Origin of the sequence: Paenibacillus sp. FSL M8-0212, assembly GCF_038004645.1 — a bacterium.
Classification (GTDB): Bacteria; Bacillota; Bacilli; order Paenibacillales; family Paenibacillaceae; genus Paenibacillus.
In genome coordinates this window covers 5,116,309-5,134,603 of sequence record NZ_JBBORP010000001.1, presented here as the reverse complement: position 1 = coordinate 5,134,603, position 18,295 = coordinate 5,116,309, and the positions used below count along the sequence as shown (strand labels likewise).

The window sequence follows — 18,295 nt, the reverse complement described above, 5'->3', positions numbered from 1 at the left end:
CCAAAGGAGGGAACACCGTTTTTTGTCGCCGAATTCCCGCTTAATGAAGGGTCGTCAGCTGATTAGCATATTGCAATTTTCCCCTGTTCAACCTGCAAGCTTCCATGTTGTACAGTGGTTCGGTCAATGTCGGGTCATACTGAAGGGCCTGTGCAAAGAGTGAACATGCAGCTTCAGGATTCGCAAGCTTGGCTTGAATACAGCCCAGGGCGTTACATACAAGCCCTTTCAAGCGAGGTGAACCCTTAAGGTACATGATCTGCTGCAAATGTGTCCCGGCTTCCGCCATTTGTTCCAAATTCAGATACGCGAGCGCCAGGTAAAAACGAGTCAATGCACTCTCCGGATGGTCGGTCACAACCCGGGAGAACTGCATGATCGCCTGCGGATACATCTGTAGTTTGAAATAGCCCTGACCACGACTGAAACATTCCAGATGGAGTTCAGGCAGAGCGGTAACAGCTTCCTGTTCCGGTTCAAGGGAAGCAGGCTTATCCATCTCCCGCTCCCTCACCTGGCTCATCTTTTCTTCAAACATCAGCCATTCATCCAGCATTCCGTCACTCATCCGCTTAAGCAAATTCCACTTTTGCAGCAATTCTTGTTTGTTCAGGCCTTCAGCGGAAGGATAGCTCTTGATAATTTCATCTAACATGTCGTTCATTTCTGCGAAAACATGCTGGAACATCGATGCATCCCCACCCTTGAAAAAATGGATTAGTGCAGTGACCTGTACTCATTTTTTGCTTCAAGGGCCGATTTCATTCTCCTTACCAGTCGATTACATAATTGTCGCGTGGACTTCCTGCTTCATCGTTTGTACAGGTTTATTCTGTCCATCTACAAATACAACGGTTGGTTTGTGAGTATTTGCCTCTTCTTGGGACATCATGGCATAAGAAATGATAATGACGTTATCTCCAGGCTGCACCAGACGTGCAGCTGCGCCGTTAAGACATATGACCCCGCTCCCGCGCGGTCCTGGAATCACATAAGTTTCCAGACGTGCACCATTGTTGTTGTTCACAATTTGCACTTTCTCGTTTTCCATCAAGTCGGATGTTTCCATCAAGTCTTCATCTATGGTAATGCTACCCACATAGTTCAAGTTGGCTTCCGTTACCGTAGCCCGGTGGATTTTGGATTTCATCAGTGTTCTAAACATGGGACAGTACCTCCGATTTTTGCAACCTTATATTGTCAATCAATCTTGTTTTTCCGAATTTCACCGCAAGTGCAATGAGCAGATCATCACGTCCTTGAACTTCTTCCTGATCTGCGAGCGGCTCCAGACTTGGAAAAGCCTGAATCTCGGCGTAGTCGATAACGGCAAGCGGTGAGCTTGCAATCTGCTCGCGCAGAATACGACGGATATCTGCCGCATTTGTAGCTACACCTGTATCTGCGGCTTCCTGAGCTGCACGCAGTGCCTTCGACAGAACCAATGCCTGTGTACGCTGTTCTGCGCTAAGATAGACATTACGTGAACTGAGGGCAAGGCCATCCTCTTCGCGAACAATCGGACAGGGTACAATTTCTACAGGCATATTCAAATCATTCACCATCTGTTGAATGACCGCAACCTGCTGGGCGTCTTTCATTCCAAAAAATGCACGCTGTGGCTGTACGATGTTAAACAGTTTGGAGACTACGGTCGTTACCCCGTCAAAATGCCCCGGACGGGAAGCGCCACATAGGCGCTCCGTCAGTTTTGAGACCGATACGGTCGTTTGTGTTGCCTGTGGATACATCTCTTCAACAGAGGGAATAAATACGATATCTACTCCTTGTGAGCGTGCTGTTTCCACATCTCTGGCTTCATCCCGCGGATAGCTGTCAAAATCTTCATTAGGGCCGAATTGAATCGGATTAACAAATATGCTTAATACCACGATATCGCTCTGTTTTCTTGCTGCCTGCATCAAGCTTGCATGACCTTGATGAAGATAACCCATTGTCGGTACCAGACCTACAACGGACGCACTGGACCGAATCGCTTGACGCTTCAAGCTTAGTTCCTGTCTTAACTCTGCGATTGTCCGTAATACTTTCATGAGTTACTCCCCACCTTTTCCTTGCGTTGTCCGCCGTACAGTTGATCCAGAACACCATCCGCAGCATTGAATACATGCTCTTCGGCCGGGAACGAACGATCTTTAACTTCTTTCACATAAGCTTCGATGCTCGTTCTGATTAATGTACCCACATCTCCATAGGTTTTGACAAATCGTTTGGGTGTATACGGAGAGGCGTATTGAACCACATCGTGGAATACCAGTACCTGACCATCACAGCCTCGTCCTGCTCCAATTCCGATGGTAGGGATGGACAGTTCCTCCGAGATCGCCCGTGCAACTTCTTCCGTAACCAGTTCAAGCACAATGCCAAACGCGCCTGCAGCTTCCAGGGCTTTGGCTTCGTCCATCAGACGTTTCGCGTCCGCTGCATCCTTGCCCTGAATGCGGTAACCACCAATCTGATTAACCGATTGAGGTGTAAGTCCGATATGTCCAAGAACAGGCACGCCTGCTTGCACGACTGCTCTAACGGTGTCCGCTATCTCGACTCCGCCTTCCATTTTAACGGCATGGGCATGCCCCTCTTGCATCAGTCGACGTACACCCTTAAGCGTCTCATCCACGCTGCCATGATAGGTCATAAAAGGCATATCAGCCACAATAAATGTCTTCTCAGCACCGCGCACTACGGAACGTGTGTGGTACACCATGTCGTCAATGGTCACCGGAAGCGTCGAGTTATAACCCAGTACTACATTGCCGAGTGAATCACCAACTAGGATCAGATCAATACCTGCTTCCTCTGCTAGGAGAGCTGTCGGATAATCGTAAGCCGTGATCATGGTAAGCGGCACGCCGTCCTGCTTGTATTTTTTCATTTTCACAATATTCAACGCTTGTTTGTTCGCCATTTTCTCTGATGGCTCCTTTCTTCTTTTCAAATAAACGCAACAAAAAAACCTTTTAGTTTTCCACTAAAAAGTCCCGAAAAGTCAAAAAAGAGTCACTTGCGATCGTCCCTTCTGTCTCGGTCCTCTTCGGCTCAGAGCAGAATCCAACAACTCACTTAAACGTATTTCATTCTTGCACTGCGGTCTGCTTATATAAAACACATCAAAGCAGAACAAAGGTTACTGTTACGGGAGTGCAATTCGGTCTGCATTAGCCGATACCGCCTCACGAACACAGTATACCAAAGTTCTGCTCAAACTTCACGTCTTATGTTCATTTTACCAGTGAAAATTCGACAAATTGTTTACGATTTCCAGGAAATCTCACCAGAGATGATTAGTGAATGTTCTCCATCGTGCTTATCCACGATAAGTGCCCCGGAAGGGTCAAGACCGATTGCCTTCCCTTCAATGACACCATGAGGATTAGTCACTGTAATCTCTCGATTCATCGATACGGACAGGGCCTCCCATAGAGCTGAGATCACGCCGAACCCTTCTTTTTGATACAAAAAATACAATTGTTCAAGCTCCGTCAAAATGGCAGCCGTTAGTTTGGTACGATCAACGGATTGTCCCGTCTCCATCTTGAGCGAAGTAGCGATTGTGGTCAGATCTTCCGGATAATCCTCGGGATCAAAGTTCACGTCAACACCTATACCTGCAATGCAGTATCTGACTTCATGATCTTCCACCGTAGATTCAAGCAATATGCCACATACCTTACGTCCGTCAATCAACACATCATTTGGCCATTTGATGCCTGCATCAGCTCCTGAACAAGCTCGAACGGCACGACATACAGCCACTCCTGTTAATAAAGTTAGCTGCGGCGTATGCTGAAGTGGTAGATCAGGGCGTAACAGGACACTCATCCAGATTCCTTTACCCGGAGGAGAGAACCACTGTCGACCGAAACGTCCTCTTCCTCCTGTTTGTTCTTCCGCAATGACCACAGCACCTTCTGCCTGCCCTTTCTCAGCTAGCTTGAGAACATCCCCTTGCGTAGACAGGGTCGAAGTCAACAAAACAGCCTTACGGCCAAATAAGGTTGTATCAAGTGCCAATTGGAGGGCAGTAGCGTCAATGCTATCCGGCTTCGTTACCAGACGGTATCCTTTGCGGGATACCGCTTCAAACTCATATCCCATGTCTCGCAACTTGTTCACATGTTTCCACACAGCGGTCCGACTGATGGACAGATTACGACTAATCTCTTCACCCGATACAAATCGTCCTTCTGCATTTAATAACATATGTAGCAAATCTTCATGCTTGGTCATCTTGAACCACCCGCTTCACTTCTGCACTTAGTGCTGCATGCTGATTCTCTATCGTTCCAATCGCTGTTTCTCGTAACAAATGTTTCATCAGTTGACCCAGCCAAGGCCCGCCTTTGCGCTGCACCATTTGCAACACTTGTTCCCCTGTGATGTCCAGCTCTTTCAAGTCATGCACAGGAATCGATTTACTCCATTCGGCTGCAAGCTCTTGAACCAAAACAACCTGCATTGCTGCCTGTTCGGACTGATTCCGCCATCCTGCTGGCAGTACAGACTGTATTTGAAGCCAATCATCCGCCGCCTGAACACCACAAGCCAGAACAGTAACGATCCAATCGGAACGGAGACTGACCGTATCCTTCTGCTCCTGAACGGAAGTATGAATCAACTGCTCCACCTGAAGGACACCTGTTATACGAGAACGATGTTCATTAGAGAATGTCCACTGACGTAATAATACGTCTGCTTCGTCCTTGCTATAACCGCCAGCAATCAGAAGGAGTGACCAACGAAGCAACACATGCTGACCTGACAACTGTTCCAGATTGGATAACAACGTCTTGTTAAAACGCGCCGAACTAACCGGCGCTTTTATGTGCGCAAGCGCATCACTTCTGTATACCAGTTCCAATCCTCTTAATGGATGGGGTCCCGACATCATTTTTACCATCTCGGTGCGTACTCGTTCCATTGCTATATGTTGAAGCAGGTCTTTCTGCCTTACAAGACCCTTCCACGTGTTATGGGCAATTTTGAAATCAAATACGGAAGCAAACCGGACACAGCGGAGCATCCGCAGTGCATCTTCACCAAATCGTTCCATCGCAGAACCCACACATCTGACTCGCTCTTCCTTGATATCTGCCTGTCCACCAAACGGGTCAACGATTGTCCCAGTGGCGTCCATAGCAAGAGCGTTCATCGTGAAGTCACGCCGTTGTAAGTCTTCCTTGATATGCTGAACAAATTGAACCGCAGCTGGTCTGCGGTTATCCTGATATTCGGATTCTGTTCGAAATGTGGTCACTTCAAAGTAATAACCGCCTGAACGAACGGTAACCGTACCGTGTTGCAAACCTGTAGGAATACAATCGTCAAACAGTTCCATGACTTGCTGAGGAGAAGCAGATGTCGTGATATCCATGTCGTCTACTACTCGTTCCATCAATTCGTCACGAACGCAACCACCTACCCAATATGCCTTGTAGCCATGTTTGTTTAATGTTGTGAGTACATTCTCGCTTTGAATTGCCATTTCACGATCTACCTGTGTCCATTGAACCACCACATATCACCTCTTCTCTTGCCTGTTGTGGTATGCACAGTATAATTTCGTCAAACCCATTGATTAACCGCAAACCGGCTTCAAGTTCGGAACTTCCCTTCCCAGCACCCGGTAATAAATCTGTTCATATTCATGCCGAATGGCATCATTGCAAAAGTCGTGATGTGCGCGTTGAAGGCATGCTTCCCTGAACTCCGCAGCCAAACGATCATCTGTTAACAAACGGATTGTGTTCTCGGCCATGGATTGTGTATCCCCGATCGTGGATAAGAATCCCGTCTTACCGTGTAAGACCAGTTCCGGAATTCCTCCGGCCTGTGAACCGATCGTGGGTACGCCGCAAGCCATTGCTTCGAGCGCCACAAGTCCGAAACTTTCCTTCTCCGATGGAAGCATCAACACGTCAGCCATGGAAATGACTTGAGCAATGTCATCCTGTTTGCCAAGGAAATGAACTTTATCATTCAAGCCGAGATCATTGATCTTCCATTGCATCTTCGGCAAATCAGGTCCTTCACCTACAAATAACAGTTTGGCTGGAACCTGCTCCTGTACTTGACGGAAGACCTCTACCACATCCTGAGTTCTCTTCACCGGTCGGAAGTTTGAAATGTGCATTAATATTTTTTCGTCGGGCGCAGCAAAGTCTCTTCGCAAACTTGCAGCATCCCGCGGATAATATATTCGTTTGTCAATAAAGTTATAGGTTAAATCGATTGGACGCTGAATATCCAGCAATTCGACCGTTTCCCGAATCAAATCTTTGGATACTGCAGTGACCGCGTCACTTTCATTAATAGCTAGACGGATCAGATCCTTCAGAGATTCATCCTGAGCCAGAACCGTAATATCCGTTCCATGTAACGTGGTGACCACTTTCAGGCCATCCCCTACCATTTGTTTGGCAAGAAAGGCACATACTGCGTGTGGAACGGCATAGTGAACATGCAGTAGATCGAGCTGCTGTGACTTAGCCACCTGAGCCATCTTTGTTGCCAGTGACAGGTCATACGGAGGGTAACGGAACACATAATAATCATTTACTTCAACTTCATGATAAAAAATATTCTTCTGGAACGTACCCAGTCTGAACGGGATACTGTTGGCAATAAAATGAACCTGATGCCCCTGTTCGGCAAGTAATTTGCCCAGTTCCGTTGCGACAACGCCAGACCCGCCGAGGGACGGATAACAGGTGATGCCGATTTTTAGCTTTTTATCCATCCTGTGGACGCTCCTTTGATCTCCCGCTTAAGCAGGTTGATATAATGCAACGGAATAATGAAACCCTTCGTTTCATTAAACGTAAAATGTGAAATCGTTTATTTGGCACCCGTGCCAAATTGATGAACCACGTAAGGTGTAATTGTAGCAAACCCTTCTGCAAACGGGATGAGACTGCGTTGTCCGAGCAAGGAATCACGGGCTCTTACACGTTCAATATACCCTTGATTCAATGGCGTCGAGACCGCTCCGGCTCCCAGTTCGAATTGGGAACGATAAGAGAGCAATGAAGCTTCTTTTTGCTCATAGTGTTCCGTAATATCGACAATCAAATCCGTAGGCCCGATGTCATTAATAAAGTAAAAATAAAGTTCCTTCACCTGCACGGCAGGCATGTCCGGCATGTAGTTGCGAAGCTTGGCGTTAAATACAGCCTCCTGCACAAGCTTACTGCAATTGACATGATCCGGATGACGATCTTCCCAATATGGAGCAAACACCATCCGAGGGGCATGGCGCCGTATCTCAGCCGTTACCGCCTGTACATGTTCAGGCGTAAGATACAAACCACGATCAGGAAGCCCCAGATTCGTTCGACACGAAAGACCGAGGACGCGGGAGGCTTGCTCCGCTTCCTCGGTTCTGCGCTCTACTGTTCCGTTCGAAGACATCTCAGCACGAGTCAGATCACACACGCCTACTTTCAAACCAGCAGCGGTATGTTTGGCAATCGTTCCACCCATACCAATCTCCGCATCGTCCGCATGTGCTCCAAAGATAAGAATATCCAGGCTCATTCGGAATCACCCGAATTTAATCCAGCCTCCGGCTTGTATTTATGTACCAGCTCTCTCCAGGCAAAATCGCCACGATCCAGAGCCTTAACCAGAATCTCAGCGGTTGCGATATTGGTGGCAAGTGGAATTCCCTGCACATCACAAAGACGCAACAAAGCATTAATATCTGGCTCGTGAGGTTGTGCCATTAGTGGATCGCGCAGAAAAATAATCAGATCCATCTCATTTTGCGCAACCAAAGCTCCAATCTGCTGATCTCCACCCAATGGGCCTGATTCGAATCGATGAATCTTCAGAGACGTTCCTTCCATAATACGAAGGCCCGTTGTTCCTGTAGAATACAATTGATGGTCCGTAAAAACAGGCTCATATGCCGTCACGAAGTTAACCATCTCTTCTTTTTTACGATCATGGGCGATAAATGCTATTTTCAACATGACAATCTCCTTTAGTCGATAAAGTGGTCAAATCCGTAGATCATTCCTGTATATTCCATAACCTTTTGCACACCAATCTTAACACCAGGCATATAACCTGCGCGCTCGTAGGAGTCATGCCGAATTTTGAGTGACTGTCCATAGTCTCCGAAAACAACTTCCTGCTGCGCGAATACACCAGGCAATCGTACACTGTGAATTCGGAATCCGTTGTAATAACCGCCTCGAGATCCTTCAATGGTTTCTTCCTCATTCGGGTTACCCTGACGAAGTTCTTCCCGATTGGCAGCAATCAGTTCGGCAGTTTTGATCGCTGTTCCGGAAGGAGCATCCAGCTTCTGATCCCCGTGATATTCGATAATCTCCACATTTGGCATATGTTTGGCAGCCTGTGCTGCGAATCGCATCATCAGAATGGCACCGATCGAGAAGTTAGGGGCAATAAGCCCTCCAATTCCTTTGTCCTGGCATTGCTTGTCCAACTGTTCAATCTGCTCCGGCGTAAAGCCGGTAACACCCATGACAGGTCTGACTCCATGACGGATCGCGATCTCGGTATGTGTAAAAGCATATTGAGGCACTGTAAAATCAACCATAACCTGAGGTTTTGTTTCGGCAAAAGCCATTTCGATATCATCAGTCACCAGCACCCCACACTCTGGCAAACCAACAAGGGTTCCTGCATCCGTACCTGCTCCGGAGCGGTTGACAGCCGCTGCAAGCTCCAATTCCGGGTCCTGAAGTACCAATTTCACAACTTCACGGCCCATACGGCCAGCCGCTCCGATCACGGCAACTCTGATTACTTCACTCATATTGACTGCATCTCCTCGCTATGTTGGTTCATATCGTTGAATCCATTTCAACTCAAAAGAAATCTTTGCAAAATGAATTCTTATTGAATGGATTTCATACGTTGCTTGATTTCCTGTAACATCTGATGCAGCTGCCCATTCTGCGGGTCCAGCAAAATTGCCTCACGCAGCGCCTGAATTGCATAGTTAAATTCATTCAAATCACTGTAAGCCAGCGCAAGCATAACATGAGCTTCCACTGAGAGCGGATCAAGTTTGACCGCTTCTTGCAGAAGCGTTGACGCTTCCACATAGCGCTCCTGTGTTGCAATACCCGCTTGCTCCAACAGCAACTTCGCTCTGGAGGTCAATTGTTTTGCTTCCAACGTCTGCAGATGTAAAATATACTCTTCTGTTCCTGGCGACAATTCAACCGCCTTACGCGCATATTCAAGCGCTGGAACGAGATGCTTGCTGCGGGCGTGTGTTATGGAACAGCGATAATATAACTCCGCATGTTTTGGATGAGCGTGAATGGCTGACTCGAACCAACGAATCGCCTGCTCAAAATCATTTTGCAATATACAGCGGTAGGCCTGCTGCATATATTCTTCCGGTTTCATCATTAAGCTGACCCTCCCCGATCGGGTGATGGTACAGCATATGTAATCTAGGCCTAATCGGTGTTTTTGGGAGTCCACCGATTGGCATCGCGGGTGTTAAATTTATGCATGACTTTATCGTGCGCCTCAGCCAGATCAATTCCCAGTGAGTTTGCAAAACAAATCGTGATAAATAAAATATCTCCAAGCTCAAGTTCAATGGAATTGGCTGCTTCGGAAGATTTCTTCGGCTTCTCGCCGAATTCATGATTCACTTCTCTGGCGAGCTCTCCAACCTCTTCAGACATCCGGGCCAACATGGCCAGAGGACTGAAATACCCCTCCTTGAACTGGGAGATATACTGATCAACCTCACGCTGCATTTCTGCGATGCTTTTCTCCATGAGAACGGATTCTCCTTTTGAAATGATGTCGTATTTGTTCCTAATAATATCAGTTATTTAGATTCACTTCCACCATCATCAGCGACAAATCATTTTTAAAGAATCAATAAACAGGTATACTAGATGGGAATGATTGCTTCTTCATTCTAATTTATCTACAGCGAGGGATCTTATGAGCACTGCCAAAACCTGGGTTCAAGTTAAACTGGTTCTTCCCATCGTGCTGGGTACAGCCTTATATGCCTTTGGGCTCCTCTATTTTATTATCCCCAACCAGCTTATGGAAGGTGGCCTCACCGGGGTTACGGTGCTGATCAATTACGCTTTTGGCATCTCACCTTCACTTACAACCTTGATTCTGAATGTTCCCCTTTTTCTGATCGGGCTCAAAATTTTGGGCGGCAGACAGATGATCTATACGGGTATCGGAATCGGGGCACTGACTGTTTTTCTGTGGTTGTTTGAGAAGTTGATTCATCTGGGCTGGATTGAACCATTACATACCGAGAATGACTTACTGTTAGCAGCACTATATGCAGGTGTTACCCTCGGAGCCGGCCTTGGTATCGTATTTCGTTGGGGTGGAACGACGGGCGGTTCAGACATTATCGCTCGTATTCTCAACCGCAAGTATGGATGGAGTATGGGACGAGTATTACTGGGCATCGACTTCGTCATTATCGGGCTCTCTCTCATCTACATCCCCAAAGAAAAAATTCTGTATACACTTGTAGCTGTATTCATCGCCTCTAAAGTCATCGACTTTATTCAGGAAGGTGCATATTCTGCCCGGGCATTTATGATCATTAGTGACCACGCACCCGAGATTGCGGACCAGATCACACGGGATATGGATCGTGGCGTTACCCTCATTCCAGCCATTGGCGCGTACTCTAAACAGGCCAAACACATGGCCTACTGTGTGATCTCCAGGCAAGAGTTCAGGCGACTGCAGACCATTGTACGTTCCATTGACCCCAGAGCTTTTGTCATCATCAGCGATGTTCACGATGTACATGGCGAAGGTTTCAAAGAAAGCTGATATAACACAGAAACTACAAGAAAACCTCTTTTCACATGAAGAGCCATTAGCGTGGCTGTTTATGCGGAAAGAGGTCTTTTTTATATACCACGATCAACTTCATATCCGATTAGCGCCGAAAAGGAAAAATCCCCTGCTGCTGCGCACGATATTTACGATATCCGGCGTAACTTAACGTCGCGACAATGACCGAACTAATGAGCAACCCGGCTGCCCTGCGATCAGGACCCTGTACAAACGGTACAAAAGCACTCTCGTCCTTCTCGCGACCAAACAACTGGTTCACCAGTTCCTCCCCATGGCCCACCATGCTCTTTAATTGAGCCAGATCAGGCTGCTTTGCAGCGGTAAGCCCTTTGGTATGAGATAACCAAGCGTCCATCTGAGCAATCTCATACGGTTCACGACGAATCAGTGCAGCAGGACGAATCGTCTCATAATGCTCCTCCAGAACGGTGTAGCGGTTTGCAAGTACAGCCGCAGTTTGGCCTTGATTTGTAGCAGCGGATAAAGCGTCCAGATCGTTTTTCACGATTTTATAATACTGGAGCCATAAAGGCTTGGTTGGATTCGCAAGACTATCTGCTGCAAGTCTGAGTTTGGCAGAGGACTGCTGAAGAGAAGCATCGTCATTTTTCACCTTCACAACGGCTTGTTTCACTTCAACTATGGTTTCGGACAAGGCGTGAATGCCCTCGACGGTTGTTTGTCCCTCAAAGGAGATATGCTCCAGACTTTTACTGATACGCAGAATGCTGCCTCGCACTTCTTCAATATTGTTCTCGAGCGCCTGACGATACAATATGGCTGCTTCCTCATTAAGCTGTGCAATTGAATTGTTTGTGGACACTTGCTGATCTGAAATCGAATTCAATGCTTCACTTTGTGCGGATACACGATATGCTAAGTTCGTCCAAAGCAGCAGAGCCATGAACGATACCACCAATAAGCCAGTTTTGATCCCAAACGTTCTCTTCATGGACATCCCTCCCACCACCAATGTATGGCGGGGGACAGTTCGTTAGAACAAGCAGAGGACGATTCCGTATCCTACTCGACTTATGACACTTCATTTAGAAAACGATACCTAAACCTGTTACATTATTTCCGCTTTTCTGAATGGAATAGTTCATACTCTGGCCATCGTAAAATTCGATCCTGACCTTCAGTTTTCCATCCGGAACCGAGCTGTCAAACGCATCTTTCAAAAGGGTGAATGTTCCATCCGTATAGTCAGCTGTAAAATCACTGCCAAACTTCATATATGGAAACCAGGAATTGCCGCCTATTCGGTTACCAGATTCATCGAGAAGTGAGGCACGTCTTACGTTGGTCCCGTTATATTGGACCGGAATGACGATTCCTTCGGTTATTGTGCCTGCGGTCATTTCAAACACAGGCATTGAATGTTTGACAATAAGCTGATGCCATTCTGCGCCTTTCGAGAATTCAAAAACCAAATCAGCAATAATGCCGTTTGAAGCCTGATTGAATTTCTCGTTTATAAATTCTTTAGAGATCGTAAGTGTTGAGGTAGCTTCATCCAATGAGTAATATTTTTTATGGACTCCCTTAATGTGCTTAAAGCTGTTTCCATTCAGAGTAAGCGGAATTTGGATATCGTTTGCAGCTTGCTGATTAACATAGATTTCATTTAGACCTGTGGAATAGGAAGAACGCTGTTTCATATTAGCTGCTTGAATGGTAGTTCCATATTCATCATGCCAGTTAAAAGGTGGAACCCTCCAAAACGCACCTGGCCATATCATTGAGCTAACTCCATATTGCGATGCCTTGTAGTTCAGATATTCAAGATATTTCCGTTTTTCACCTGACTGCATTTTCGCCGCGCCATCATCAGGGGATAACCAGCCATATTCTCCAATAACAACTCCAATTCCCTTGGAAATTAAGGCATGATTTACTGTGTTAAACATCTGGTCTATATTGCTTCTTGGCGTATCTTGAACTCCATCGTAAAGCTTTTCATCAAAGCCCGTTCTACCCAAGTTGCCGCTGAAGACCCAGTCACTATAAAAATGCACAGTGGCGATCAAGTTTGGATCGTTCAGCCCCGCAATAAAATGATAGGATGCGTTGGCTTTATCCATATCTGCGCTTGTAGAATACGTTGGAATAACAATCATTCTTGTGGCATTATTTCCACCAGAGCTGCGGATAACATCATATGCAGCCTGATTGATCATATCCAATTTATCCTGTTTGGTGATGGTTCCTGTATCATTTTCAAAATAAGGTTCATTCATTGTCTCAAACATGACCTGCTCAGGTTCATTCTTAAAATGATTAGCAAGCTGCCTCCAGAGATCTACATACCTTTTATACTCCTCTGACGCCTTATTTCCATCCCAATTGGAAAGCCATGTCCAGGAATCGTGATGAAGGTTGATCATCACATACAGGTCTGCATCAACGGCCCAATCAACCACTTGCTTATATTTGGCCAACCATTCGGAATGGATCACATAGTGTCCATCTGCACCTAGTGTATACCTTGTATAGGCAGTCATTGGAATCCGAATACTATCAAAGCCTTTTGCTTTGGCTGATAATATTAATTCTTGGGTTACTTGTGGCTGTCCCCAGGAGGTTTCGTCAGACAGGGCGAGATCGTCGGTTCTAAAACTGTCATAGGTGTTGAATACGTTCCAGCCTTTGCCCATTTTCTGTACATATGCCTGAGATGGAGTTTGTGGAGCGGCATTGGCTTGAGAATTCCCATCATCAACTTGATATGAAATGGATAGCGCTATCAAAAATACAATTAATAGTTTTACTATTCTTGTTCTCTTCATCATACATGTCACCTTCCCTCTCCGGATTAACTTACAAAGCTGATCACAACTCGTCACCCCTTTCAATATTGAGTAATTATGGAAAATAATTTCAAAATCCAGTTTCAATTTTATTATAAGATGCAGAATGGAGATATCCTTGATTTTCAAGCCATGAAATAGCACAATATGGACACATTTTGGACACAAAAAAAGCCGCTAAAATAGCGACTCTTCATGAGACGTGTTATTATCTCTCCAAAGTATGAGATCAGGTACGTCTTGCCTGTCTTAAGGCCAGCCACGCGCACAGAATGCTCACCAGTGTCAGTCCGAATGTGAAATTACGCACACCATCTACATGATCATAGAGGGAAGCGGGTAACCAAGGGTAAATATCATATGTATAATCCATCGTATCGTTCAACAGCGTCCAGAGACCTGCAACAACAAGGGCAGCCCAGCGGAAGCCGAAAAAGCGTACATATATAAGAGCTTCAATGGCCATCGCACTATGCGAAGCAATCAACATCCAGTCTTGCCAGTGCTGTGTACCGCCTTGCATCCAGCCAGCGAAAATAATGGATACGGCCCACACGCCATATTTCACAGATGTGACCACGGCAAGCGCCTGAATCACATGTCCGATCCGTTTGATAATGATGGACCGTGGTGGGTACAAGATCCATAACAACGCTAAAGTAAAAAACAAACTCGCTGTTGGACTATCCGGCACAAATACGATCTGCCACACCGGCTGCTCAGCCAGCGTCAATTTCATTTGCTCTCCGTACCAGATGTATCCGTATACCGTTCCTAGCGCATTACACCAAAATAATAGCCACAGGAAATAACGATTGGTCAGAAATTCCCTACTCCAGAAATACGATAAAGCCACATTCCCTGCCCCTTCCTTCATCATGTATTGTGCACGATACAGTGCTGTCCAAAAAACACTTCAAAAAAACCTGACCGCATAAACGATCAGGTTTCATTGGTTATTTTGATTTTACTGTTCTGCTTTCTGTTTCGCAAGCCATTCGGTCAGATGAGTAATCTCTTCATCCGTGACGCCTTGAGCAATCGCTTGATCGTACATCGCAGGCATCTCGTTATAACCTTCTTTGATAATGGTCAGAATCTCTTCCTGGCTGTGCTTGTCACCCACACCCCGAAGTGAAGGTCCACTTGCGCCCTTCATATCAGCCGCATGACAACCAATACATCCAGCCTTTTTGTACGTTTCCATTGCAGGATCATCCTGTTCCACGATCGCAACTTCTTCTTGCTGTCCAGGTGCATTGGAAACGGGTGGGAGCCCCTGCTCACGCCTCTCCAGCGCTTCTTCTTCACGTTGAATATGTTCAGGCTTCTGTCCACTTGCTTCCAACTCATGCTCGTAGTGCGTCCACGCTACATTTGTCAGGTAAAATACAGAAATGACCGACAAAATCATCAGTGATGAAGCAATTGGGCGTTTATAAAAACGCCGCTCCTTGCCTGTATCCAGGAATGGTGCCAGCAGCAACGCTCCAAAAGCGACTCCGCTGACCCCCAGTACCCCGAGCAAAACGTAATCGCCCGATGCATATGGATACTTCAAGTACTGATACAGAAAAAGGAAGTACCAGTCCGGCATAGGAATTACGGATGCGCTCGGATTGGCCGGATAGCCTAAAGGTGCAGGTTCTGAGATCGTGAGAACCAGAATCCCCACCAATACAACGACACCAACCATCCATTCTTTCAGCAGGAAGTTGGGAATAAAGGCTTCTGATTTGCCGGGATACGCCGTGTAATCAGGAGGGGTAATAAATCCCGCCCCTTTACGGACCCGTGAATCACCGACAAAGATAACCTTTTCCTCATCATCCTTCTTATGTCCGTGAGCCATTGCGATTCCTCCCTTCTCAGTTTATAGTGGTCCCGAAATGCCCTGTCTGCGGATCATGATAAAGTGTCCGACCAGAAGCACCAGAAGCACAGCGGGGAGGAAGAATACATGCAGGGCAAAGAATCGGGTTAGTGTCTGTGCACCGACAATCGTACCGCCTTGCAGGAATTCTTTAATAATCGGTCCCAACCAAGGAACCGTATTGGCAATCTCCAGTGTTACTTTTGTTGCAAAATAGGCTTTGTTATCCCATGGCAACAAGTACCCTGTCAGCCCCAGGCCCAACATGACGAAAAAGATCAGCATGCCGACAACCCAGTTCATTTCACGCGGTGCCTTGTAAGAGCCTGTAAAGAACACACGCATCGTATGTAAGAACATCATTACGATAACCAGACTGGCTCCCCAGTGGTGCATGCCGCGAACAATTTGGCCGAAGGCTACTTTGGTCTGCAGGTACTCCACACTTGCGTAGGCATTGATAATATCAGGTACGTAATACATGGTCAGGAACATGCCTGACAAAATCTGAATAACAGTAATAAAGAACGTCAATCCACCAAAGCAGTACACGAATGCGGAAAAGTGATGAGCCGGATTTACATGCTCTGGAACTTCATGATCCGCAACGTCCCGCCAGATTGGCGTGATGTCAAGACGCTCGTCAATCCAGTCATAGACATTTTTAAACATCTGCGTTCACGCCTCCTAATTCACTCGGGTGTTCGGAACAATGTCGCCCAGATATACCCAACCCTGCTCTTCCTTGACTACGTACTCATCCAGCGGTTTGGGGGCTACGGCAAGATTCTTCCCTTCCTTGTCATAGTGCGCGCCATGGCAGGGGCAATGATACTCGTCAGGGTATTGCTTGTCACTATTCCAGCCTACTGTACATCCCAGATGTTTACAGATAGGTGAGAGTGCATAAATTTTTCCCTGCTCGTCTTTGCGAATCCACGCCACTAACGATGCATTACTCAGATACCAACCATCCTGTTGTTTAAGTTCAAAGGTGAATTCTTGAGGCTCATTCGTAATTTTGCTGATTTCAGCTACTTTGACAGAGGTGCCTTCTCCCTTATGTTGCAAAATCGGGTCCACCGCAAAACGGACCATAGGAAGGATTGCACCGGCGGCCATGTAGGCTGTAGCTCCACCAAGCGTGTACGTCAAAAACTGCCTGCGTGACATCTCCATGCGGCTTGGCAATTTCAATGAAGCTTCGTGGTGGTCATGCTCACTGCTCATACTGTCTCCAACCCCCTTTTTCAGCCAACTCTCTCAAACGTTTTCATTTTCATAAATTCCACGACTTACTAGAACATACATAATCATATAGTAGCCCTAGAACACCGTCAAGAATTTGTCACACATTTTTAAGGTTCAATTGTAAGCGTTATTAAAAAATTGTTGGTAAATTGTCACATTTGTCGTTAAAAACTATTTTTTCCACAACTCTCGTATCTTTTCCCCTATAAATCTCGCAATCCCCTCTTCTCCGACCTCATGAGTTAAGACGGACCGACTCAAAACCAGATCAGCAGCTGGAATGTCCACGCCACCCAAATGACCATCTGATGACATAATAACCACATATTTGAATCCTGAGGATTTAAGCTGTGCAGACAAGGAATTTAATGTCATTGACAATTCCGAATTAGCATAATGAAAGGCTGGATAAGTCATGATTCTCCCTTTGAAAGGAATTTCGACCAGATCCAGAAAATCTCTCAGCCGCTCCAACGCCTCGGTAGCTTCAACTGGCGACTGCTCACCGCTAAGAGCTGTGTATGGAATAAGGCATGTATCCAGATAGAGTTGCAGTTCAGCCCAGCTGTCTTGAGTCATCTCACTGAATTTCAATTCCCTATATCCCCTTTCTATCCATTTTATTCCCATATTATATATGACTATATCTTATAAATCCAGACATTCATTTCGGAATTACACATATCAAAAAAAGGAAACACGCATCTGCGCATTCCCTTTTATCTCAGAAAGGAACTATTTTGCTAATCAGTTTATGGTCCTCAGTTCATCCGTCAGACTCCGGAAAGCTACTTCGTCTCCGGTAGCTAACGCTTTATCGATTTCCAAATAGAGCTTCTCGCTGCGCTGTTTGCGAAGCGCTTCGTCCCACACCATCTCAGCTGCCAGCCCCAACATGACTTCATACGTAACTTTCATTTTATCCAATAGGATGCACCTCCAAAACGGATTTAAGAGCTCCTATATTCTTTTCCTTTGGTAACATAACCCAGTGAAGTTCTGGACATCCGCTCCAGATCGGCATCAGTCAGCTCACGTATCACTTTGGCAGGTGTCCCCAAAGCAAGAGTATAGGGCGGAATTTTACTATTCTCAGTAACAACAGAACCGGCTCCAATCAGCGTATATTCGCCAATATCGGCTCCATTCAGCAGAATGGCTCCCATGCCGATTAATGATCCTGTTCCAATACGACAACCATGAATGATCGCTGTATGTCCTACTGAGACATCATCTTCCACAATCAAAGGTTGATCAGTATTGACATGCCCAACAACGTTATCTTGAATATTACAGCGCTTTCCAATGATAATAGGAGCCAAATCAGCCCGCAGGACTGCATTGAACCAGACGGAAGACTCTTCTCCCATTCTCAAATCACCGATCAGTTTTGCACCTTCAGCCATATATACCGAAGGGTGTAACTGAGGTTGTAGACCTTTGTATGGAATTATCATTATTATCACTCCTTAATTTGGGAGTGATTTTAGCAACTTGT

22 protein-coding genes are annotated in these 18,295 nt (G+C 46.2%); 1 reads left to right on the top strand and 21 read right to left on the bottom strand.

The annotated features are described in order from the left end of the window. Nucleotides 1-40 precede the first annotated feature (40 nt). The 12 genes from MKX68_RS22730 to MKX68_RS22675 all read right to left on the bottom strand — a co-directional run bounded on the left by MKX68_RS22730 (nt 41) and on the right by MKX68_RS22675 (nt 9,794). Nucleotides 41-664, bottom strand: a complete 624-nt coding sequence (locus MKX68_RS22730; RefSeq protein ID WP_313771433.1) for a tetratricopeptide repeat protein — start codon at nt 662-664, stop codon at nt 41-43. A gap of 117 nt (nt 665-781) precedes the next feature. Continuing rightward, nucleotides 782-1,165 carry an aspartate 1-decarboxylase gene (gene panD / locus MKX68_RS22725; protein ID WP_017687742.1) on the bottom strand — a complete coding sequence of 128 codons (384 nt, stop codon included), beginning with the start codon at nt 1,163-1,165 and terminating at the stop codon, nt 782-784. Next, entirely contained in the window at nt 1,158-2,054 is an 897-nt protein-coding gene (gene panC / locus MKX68_RS22720) for a pantoate--beta-alanine ligase (RefSeq protein ID WP_340914133.1), read from the bottom strand. Before panC ends, panD begins: the two co-directional genes overlap by 8 nt. After that, nucleotides 2,051-2,929 carry a 3-methyl-2-oxobutanoate hydroxymethyltransferase gene (panB, locus tag MKX68_RS22715; protein ID WP_036672039.1) on the bottom strand — a complete coding sequence of 293 codons (879 nt, stop codon included), beginning with the start codon at nt 2,927-2,929 and terminating at the stop codon, nt 2,051-2,053. The genes panC and panB overlap by 4 nt, the downstream gene beginning before the upstream one ends. Nucleotides 2,930-3,273: 344 nt before the next feature. Beyond that, entirely contained in the window at nt 3,274-4,251 is a 978-nt protein-coding gene (locus MKX68_RS22710) for a biotin--[acetyl-CoA-carboxylase] ligase (RefSeq protein ID WP_338587562.1), read from the bottom strand. Continuing rightward, the gene (locus MKX68_RS22705) at nt 4,238-5,536 is read right to left on the bottom strand and encodes a CCA tRNA nucleotidyltransferase (RefSeq protein WP_340914132.1); all 1,299 of its coding nucleotides are present in this window, start codon (nt 5,534-5,536) and stop codon (nt 4,238-4,240) included. The genes MKX68_RS22710 and MKX68_RS22705 overlap by 14 nt, the downstream gene beginning before the upstream one ends. Before the next feature lie 63 nt (nt 5,537-5,599). Beyond that, a complete protein-coding gene (gene bshA, locus MKX68_RS22700; RefSeq protein WP_340914131.1) occupies nt 5,600-6,760 on the bottom strand; it encodes an N-acetyl-alpha-D-glucosaminyl L-malate synthase BshA in 1,161 nt (386 codons plus the stop codon). A gap of 98 nt (nt 6,761-6,858) precedes the next feature. After that, complete coding sequence (gene bshB1 / locus MKX68_RS22695) at nt 6,859-7,557, bottom strand: bacillithiol biosynthesis deacetylase BshB1 (protein WP_340914130.1); 699 nt, start codon at nt 7,555-7,557, stop codon at nt 6,859-6,861. Next, nucleotides 7,554-7,994, bottom strand: coding sequence for a methylglyoxal synthase (gene mgsA / locus MKX68_RS22690; RefSeq protein ID WP_017687735.1), 441 nt, complete (start codon nt 7,992-7,994; stop codon nt 7,554-7,556). Before mgsA ends, bshB1 begins: the two co-directional genes overlap by 4 nt. A gap of 11 nt (nt 7,995-8,005) precedes the next feature. Then, a complete protein-coding gene (gene dapB / locus MKX68_RS22685; RefSeq protein WP_017687734.1) occupies nt 8,006-8,809 on the bottom strand; it encodes a 4-hydroxy-tetrahydrodipicolinate reductase in 804 nt (267 codons plus the stop codon). A gap of 80 nt (nt 8,810-8,889) precedes the next feature. Continuing rightward, a complete protein-coding gene (locus MKX68_RS22680; protein ID WP_289389660.1) occupies nt 8,890-9,414 on the bottom strand; it encodes a tetratricopeptide repeat protein in 525 nt (174 codons plus the stop codon). 50 nt (nt 9,415-9,464) lie between these two features. Next, nucleotides 9,465-9,794 carry a nucleotide pyrophosphohydrolase gene (locus MKX68_RS22675; protein WP_017687732.1) on the bottom strand — a complete coding sequence of 110 codons (330 nt, stop codon included), beginning with the start codon at nt 9,792-9,794 and terminating at the stop codon, nt 9,465-9,467. Nucleotides 9,795-9,966: 172 nt separating this feature from the next. On the opposite strand from MKX68_RS22675, the gene MKX68_RS22670 reads away from it, so the two are divergent. Continuing rightward, entirely contained in the window at nt 9,967-10,836 is an 870-nt protein-coding gene (locus MKX68_RS22670) for a YitT family protein (RefSeq protein WP_221820340.1), read from the top strand. A gap of 109 nt (nt 10,837-10,945) precedes the next feature. On the opposite strand, the gene MKX68_RS22665 is transcribed toward MKX68_RS22670, so the two are convergent. The 9 genes from MKX68_RS22665 to MKX68_RS22625 form a co-directional block, all read right to left on the bottom strand. Next, nucleotides 10,946-11,815, bottom strand: a complete 870-nt coding sequence (locus MKX68_RS22665) for a sporulation protein YpjB (protein WP_338587573.1) — start codon at nt 11,813-11,815, stop codon at nt 10,946-10,948. 94 nt (nt 11,816-11,909) lie between these two features. Next, nucleotides 11,910-13,655 carry a cellulase family glycosylhydrolase gene (locus tag MKX68_RS22660; protein ID WP_340914128.1) on the bottom strand — a complete coding sequence of 582 codons (1,746 nt, stop codon included), beginning with the start codon at nt 13,653-13,655 and terminating at the stop codon, nt 11,910-11,912. Between the two features lie 247 nt (nt 13,656-13,902). Beyond that, the gene (locus MKX68_RS22655) at nt 13,903-14,529 is read right to left on the bottom strand and encodes a DUF1405 domain-containing protein (protein ID WP_339790573.1); all 627 of its coding nucleotides are present in this window, start codon (nt 14,527-14,529) and stop codon (nt 13,903-13,905) included. 111 nt (nt 14,530-14,640) lie between these two features. Next, the gene (locus MKX68_RS22650; RefSeq protein ID WP_091018012.1) at nt 14,641-15,525 is read right to left on the bottom strand and encodes a menaquinol-cytochrome c reductase cytochrome b/c subunit; all 885 of its coding nucleotides are present in this window, start codon (nt 15,523-15,525) and stop codon (nt 14,641-14,643) included. A gap of 21 nt (nt 15,526-15,546) precedes the next feature. After that, nucleotides 15,547-16,218: a menaquinol-cytochrome c reductase cytochrome b subunit gene (gene qcrB, locus MKX68_RS22645; protein WP_017687726.1), complete on the bottom strand. Its 672-nt coding sequence runs from the start codon at nt 16,216-16,218 to the stop codon at nt 15,547-15,549. 15 nt (nt 16,219-16,233) lie between these two features. Beyond that, on the bottom strand, nt 16,234-16,776 hold the full coding sequence (locus MKX68_RS22640) for a QcrA and Rieske domain-containing protein (protein WP_017687725.1): 543 nt from the start codon (nt 16,774-16,776) through the stop codon (nt 16,234-16,236). A 192-nt stretch (nt 16,777-16,968) separates the two neighbouring features. Beyond that, nucleotides 16,969-17,391, bottom strand: a complete 423-nt coding sequence (locus MKX68_RS22635; protein ID WP_339782987.1) for a DUF2487 family protein — start codon at nt 17,389-17,391, stop codon at nt 16,969-16,971. 153 nt (nt 17,392-17,544) lie between these two features. After that, entirely contained in the window at nt 17,545-17,724 is a 180-nt protein-coding gene (locus MKX68_RS22630) for an IDEAL domain-containing protein (RefSeq protein WP_017687723.1), read from the bottom strand. A 23-nt stretch (nt 17,725-17,747) separates the two neighbouring features. Continuing rightward, nucleotides 17,748-18,254, bottom strand: a complete 507-nt coding sequence (locus MKX68_RS22625; RefSeq protein ID WP_338587578.1) for a gamma carbonic anhydrase family protein — start codon at nt 18,252-18,254, stop codon at nt 17,748-17,750. Between the last annotated feature and the right edge of the window lie 41 nt (nt 18,255-18,295).

Excerpts from the sequence above, each read along its gene's own strand:
- mgsA (WP_017687735.1), bottom strand. The coding sequence starts at position 7,994 with ATGTTGAAAATAGCATTTATCGCCCATGATCGTAAAAAAGAAGAGATG.
- MKX68_RS22710 (WP_338587562.1), bottom strand. The coding sequence starts at position 4,251 with ATGACCAAGCATGAAGATTTGCTACATATGTTATTAAATGCAGAAGGA.
- panB (WP_036672039.1), bottom strand. The coding sequence starts at position 2,929 with ATGGCGAACAAACAAGCGTTGAATATTGTGAAAATGAAAAAATACAAG.
- MKX68_RS22680 (WP_289389660.1), bottom strand. The coding sequence starts at position 9,414 with ATGATGAAACCGGAAGAATATATGCAGCAGGCCTACCGCTGTATATTG.
- MKX68_RS22730 (WP_313771433.1), bottom strand. The coding sequence starts at position 664 with ATGAACGACATGTTAGATGAAATTATCAAGAGCTATCCTTCCGCTGAA.
- bshA (WP_340914131.1), bottom strand. The coding sequence starts at position 6,760 with ATGGATAAAAAGCTAAAAATCGGCATCACCTGTTATCCGTCCCTCGGC.
- MKX68_RS22670 (WP_221820340.1), top strand. The coding sequence starts at position 9,967 with ATGAGCACTGCCAAAACCTGGGTTCAAGTTAAACTGGTTCTTCCCATC.
- MKX68_RS22675 (WP_017687732.1), bottom strand. The coding sequence starts at position 9,794 with ATGGAGAAAAGCATCGCAGAAATGCAGCGTGAGGTTGATCAGTATATC.
- bshB1 (WP_340914130.1), bottom strand. The coding sequence starts at position 7,557 with ATGAGCCTGGATATTCTTATCTTTGGAGCACATGCGGACGATGCGGAG.
- MKX68_RS22640 (WP_017687725.1), bottom strand. The coding sequence starts at position 16,776 with ATGAGCAGTGAGCATGACCACCACGAAGCTTCATTGAAATTGCCAAGC.
- panD (WP_017687742.1), bottom strand. The coding sequence starts at position 1,165 with ATGTTTAGAACACTGATGAAATCCAAAATCCACCGGGCTACGGTAACG.
- panC (WP_340914133.1), bottom strand. The coding sequence starts at position 2,054 with ATGAAAGTATTACGGACAATCGCAGAGTTAAGACAGGAACTAAGCTTG.
- MKX68_RS22625 (WP_338587578.1), bottom strand. The coding sequence starts at position 18,254 with ATGATAATTCCATACAAAGGTCTACAACCTCAGTTACACCCTTCGGTA.
- MKX68_RS22665 (WP_338587573.1), bottom strand. The coding sequence starts at position 11,815 with ATGAAGAGAACGTTTGGGATCAAAACTGGCTTATTGGTGGTATCGTTC.
- MKX68_RS22650 (WP_091018012.1), bottom strand. The coding sequence starts at position 15,525 with ATGGCTCACGGACATAAGAAGGATGATGAGGAAAAGGTTATCTTTGTC.
- MKX68_RS22660 (WP_340914128.1), bottom strand. The coding sequence starts at position 13,655 with ATGATGAAGAGAACAAGAATAGTAAAACTATTAATTGTATTTTTGATA.
- qcrB (WP_017687726.1), bottom strand. The coding sequence starts at position 16,218 with ATGTTTAAAAATGTCTATGACTGGATTGACGAGCGTCTTGACATCACG.
- dapB (WP_017687734.1), bottom strand. The coding sequence starts at position 8,809 with ATGAGTGAAGTAATCAGAGTTGCCGTGATCGGAGCGGCTGGCCGTATG.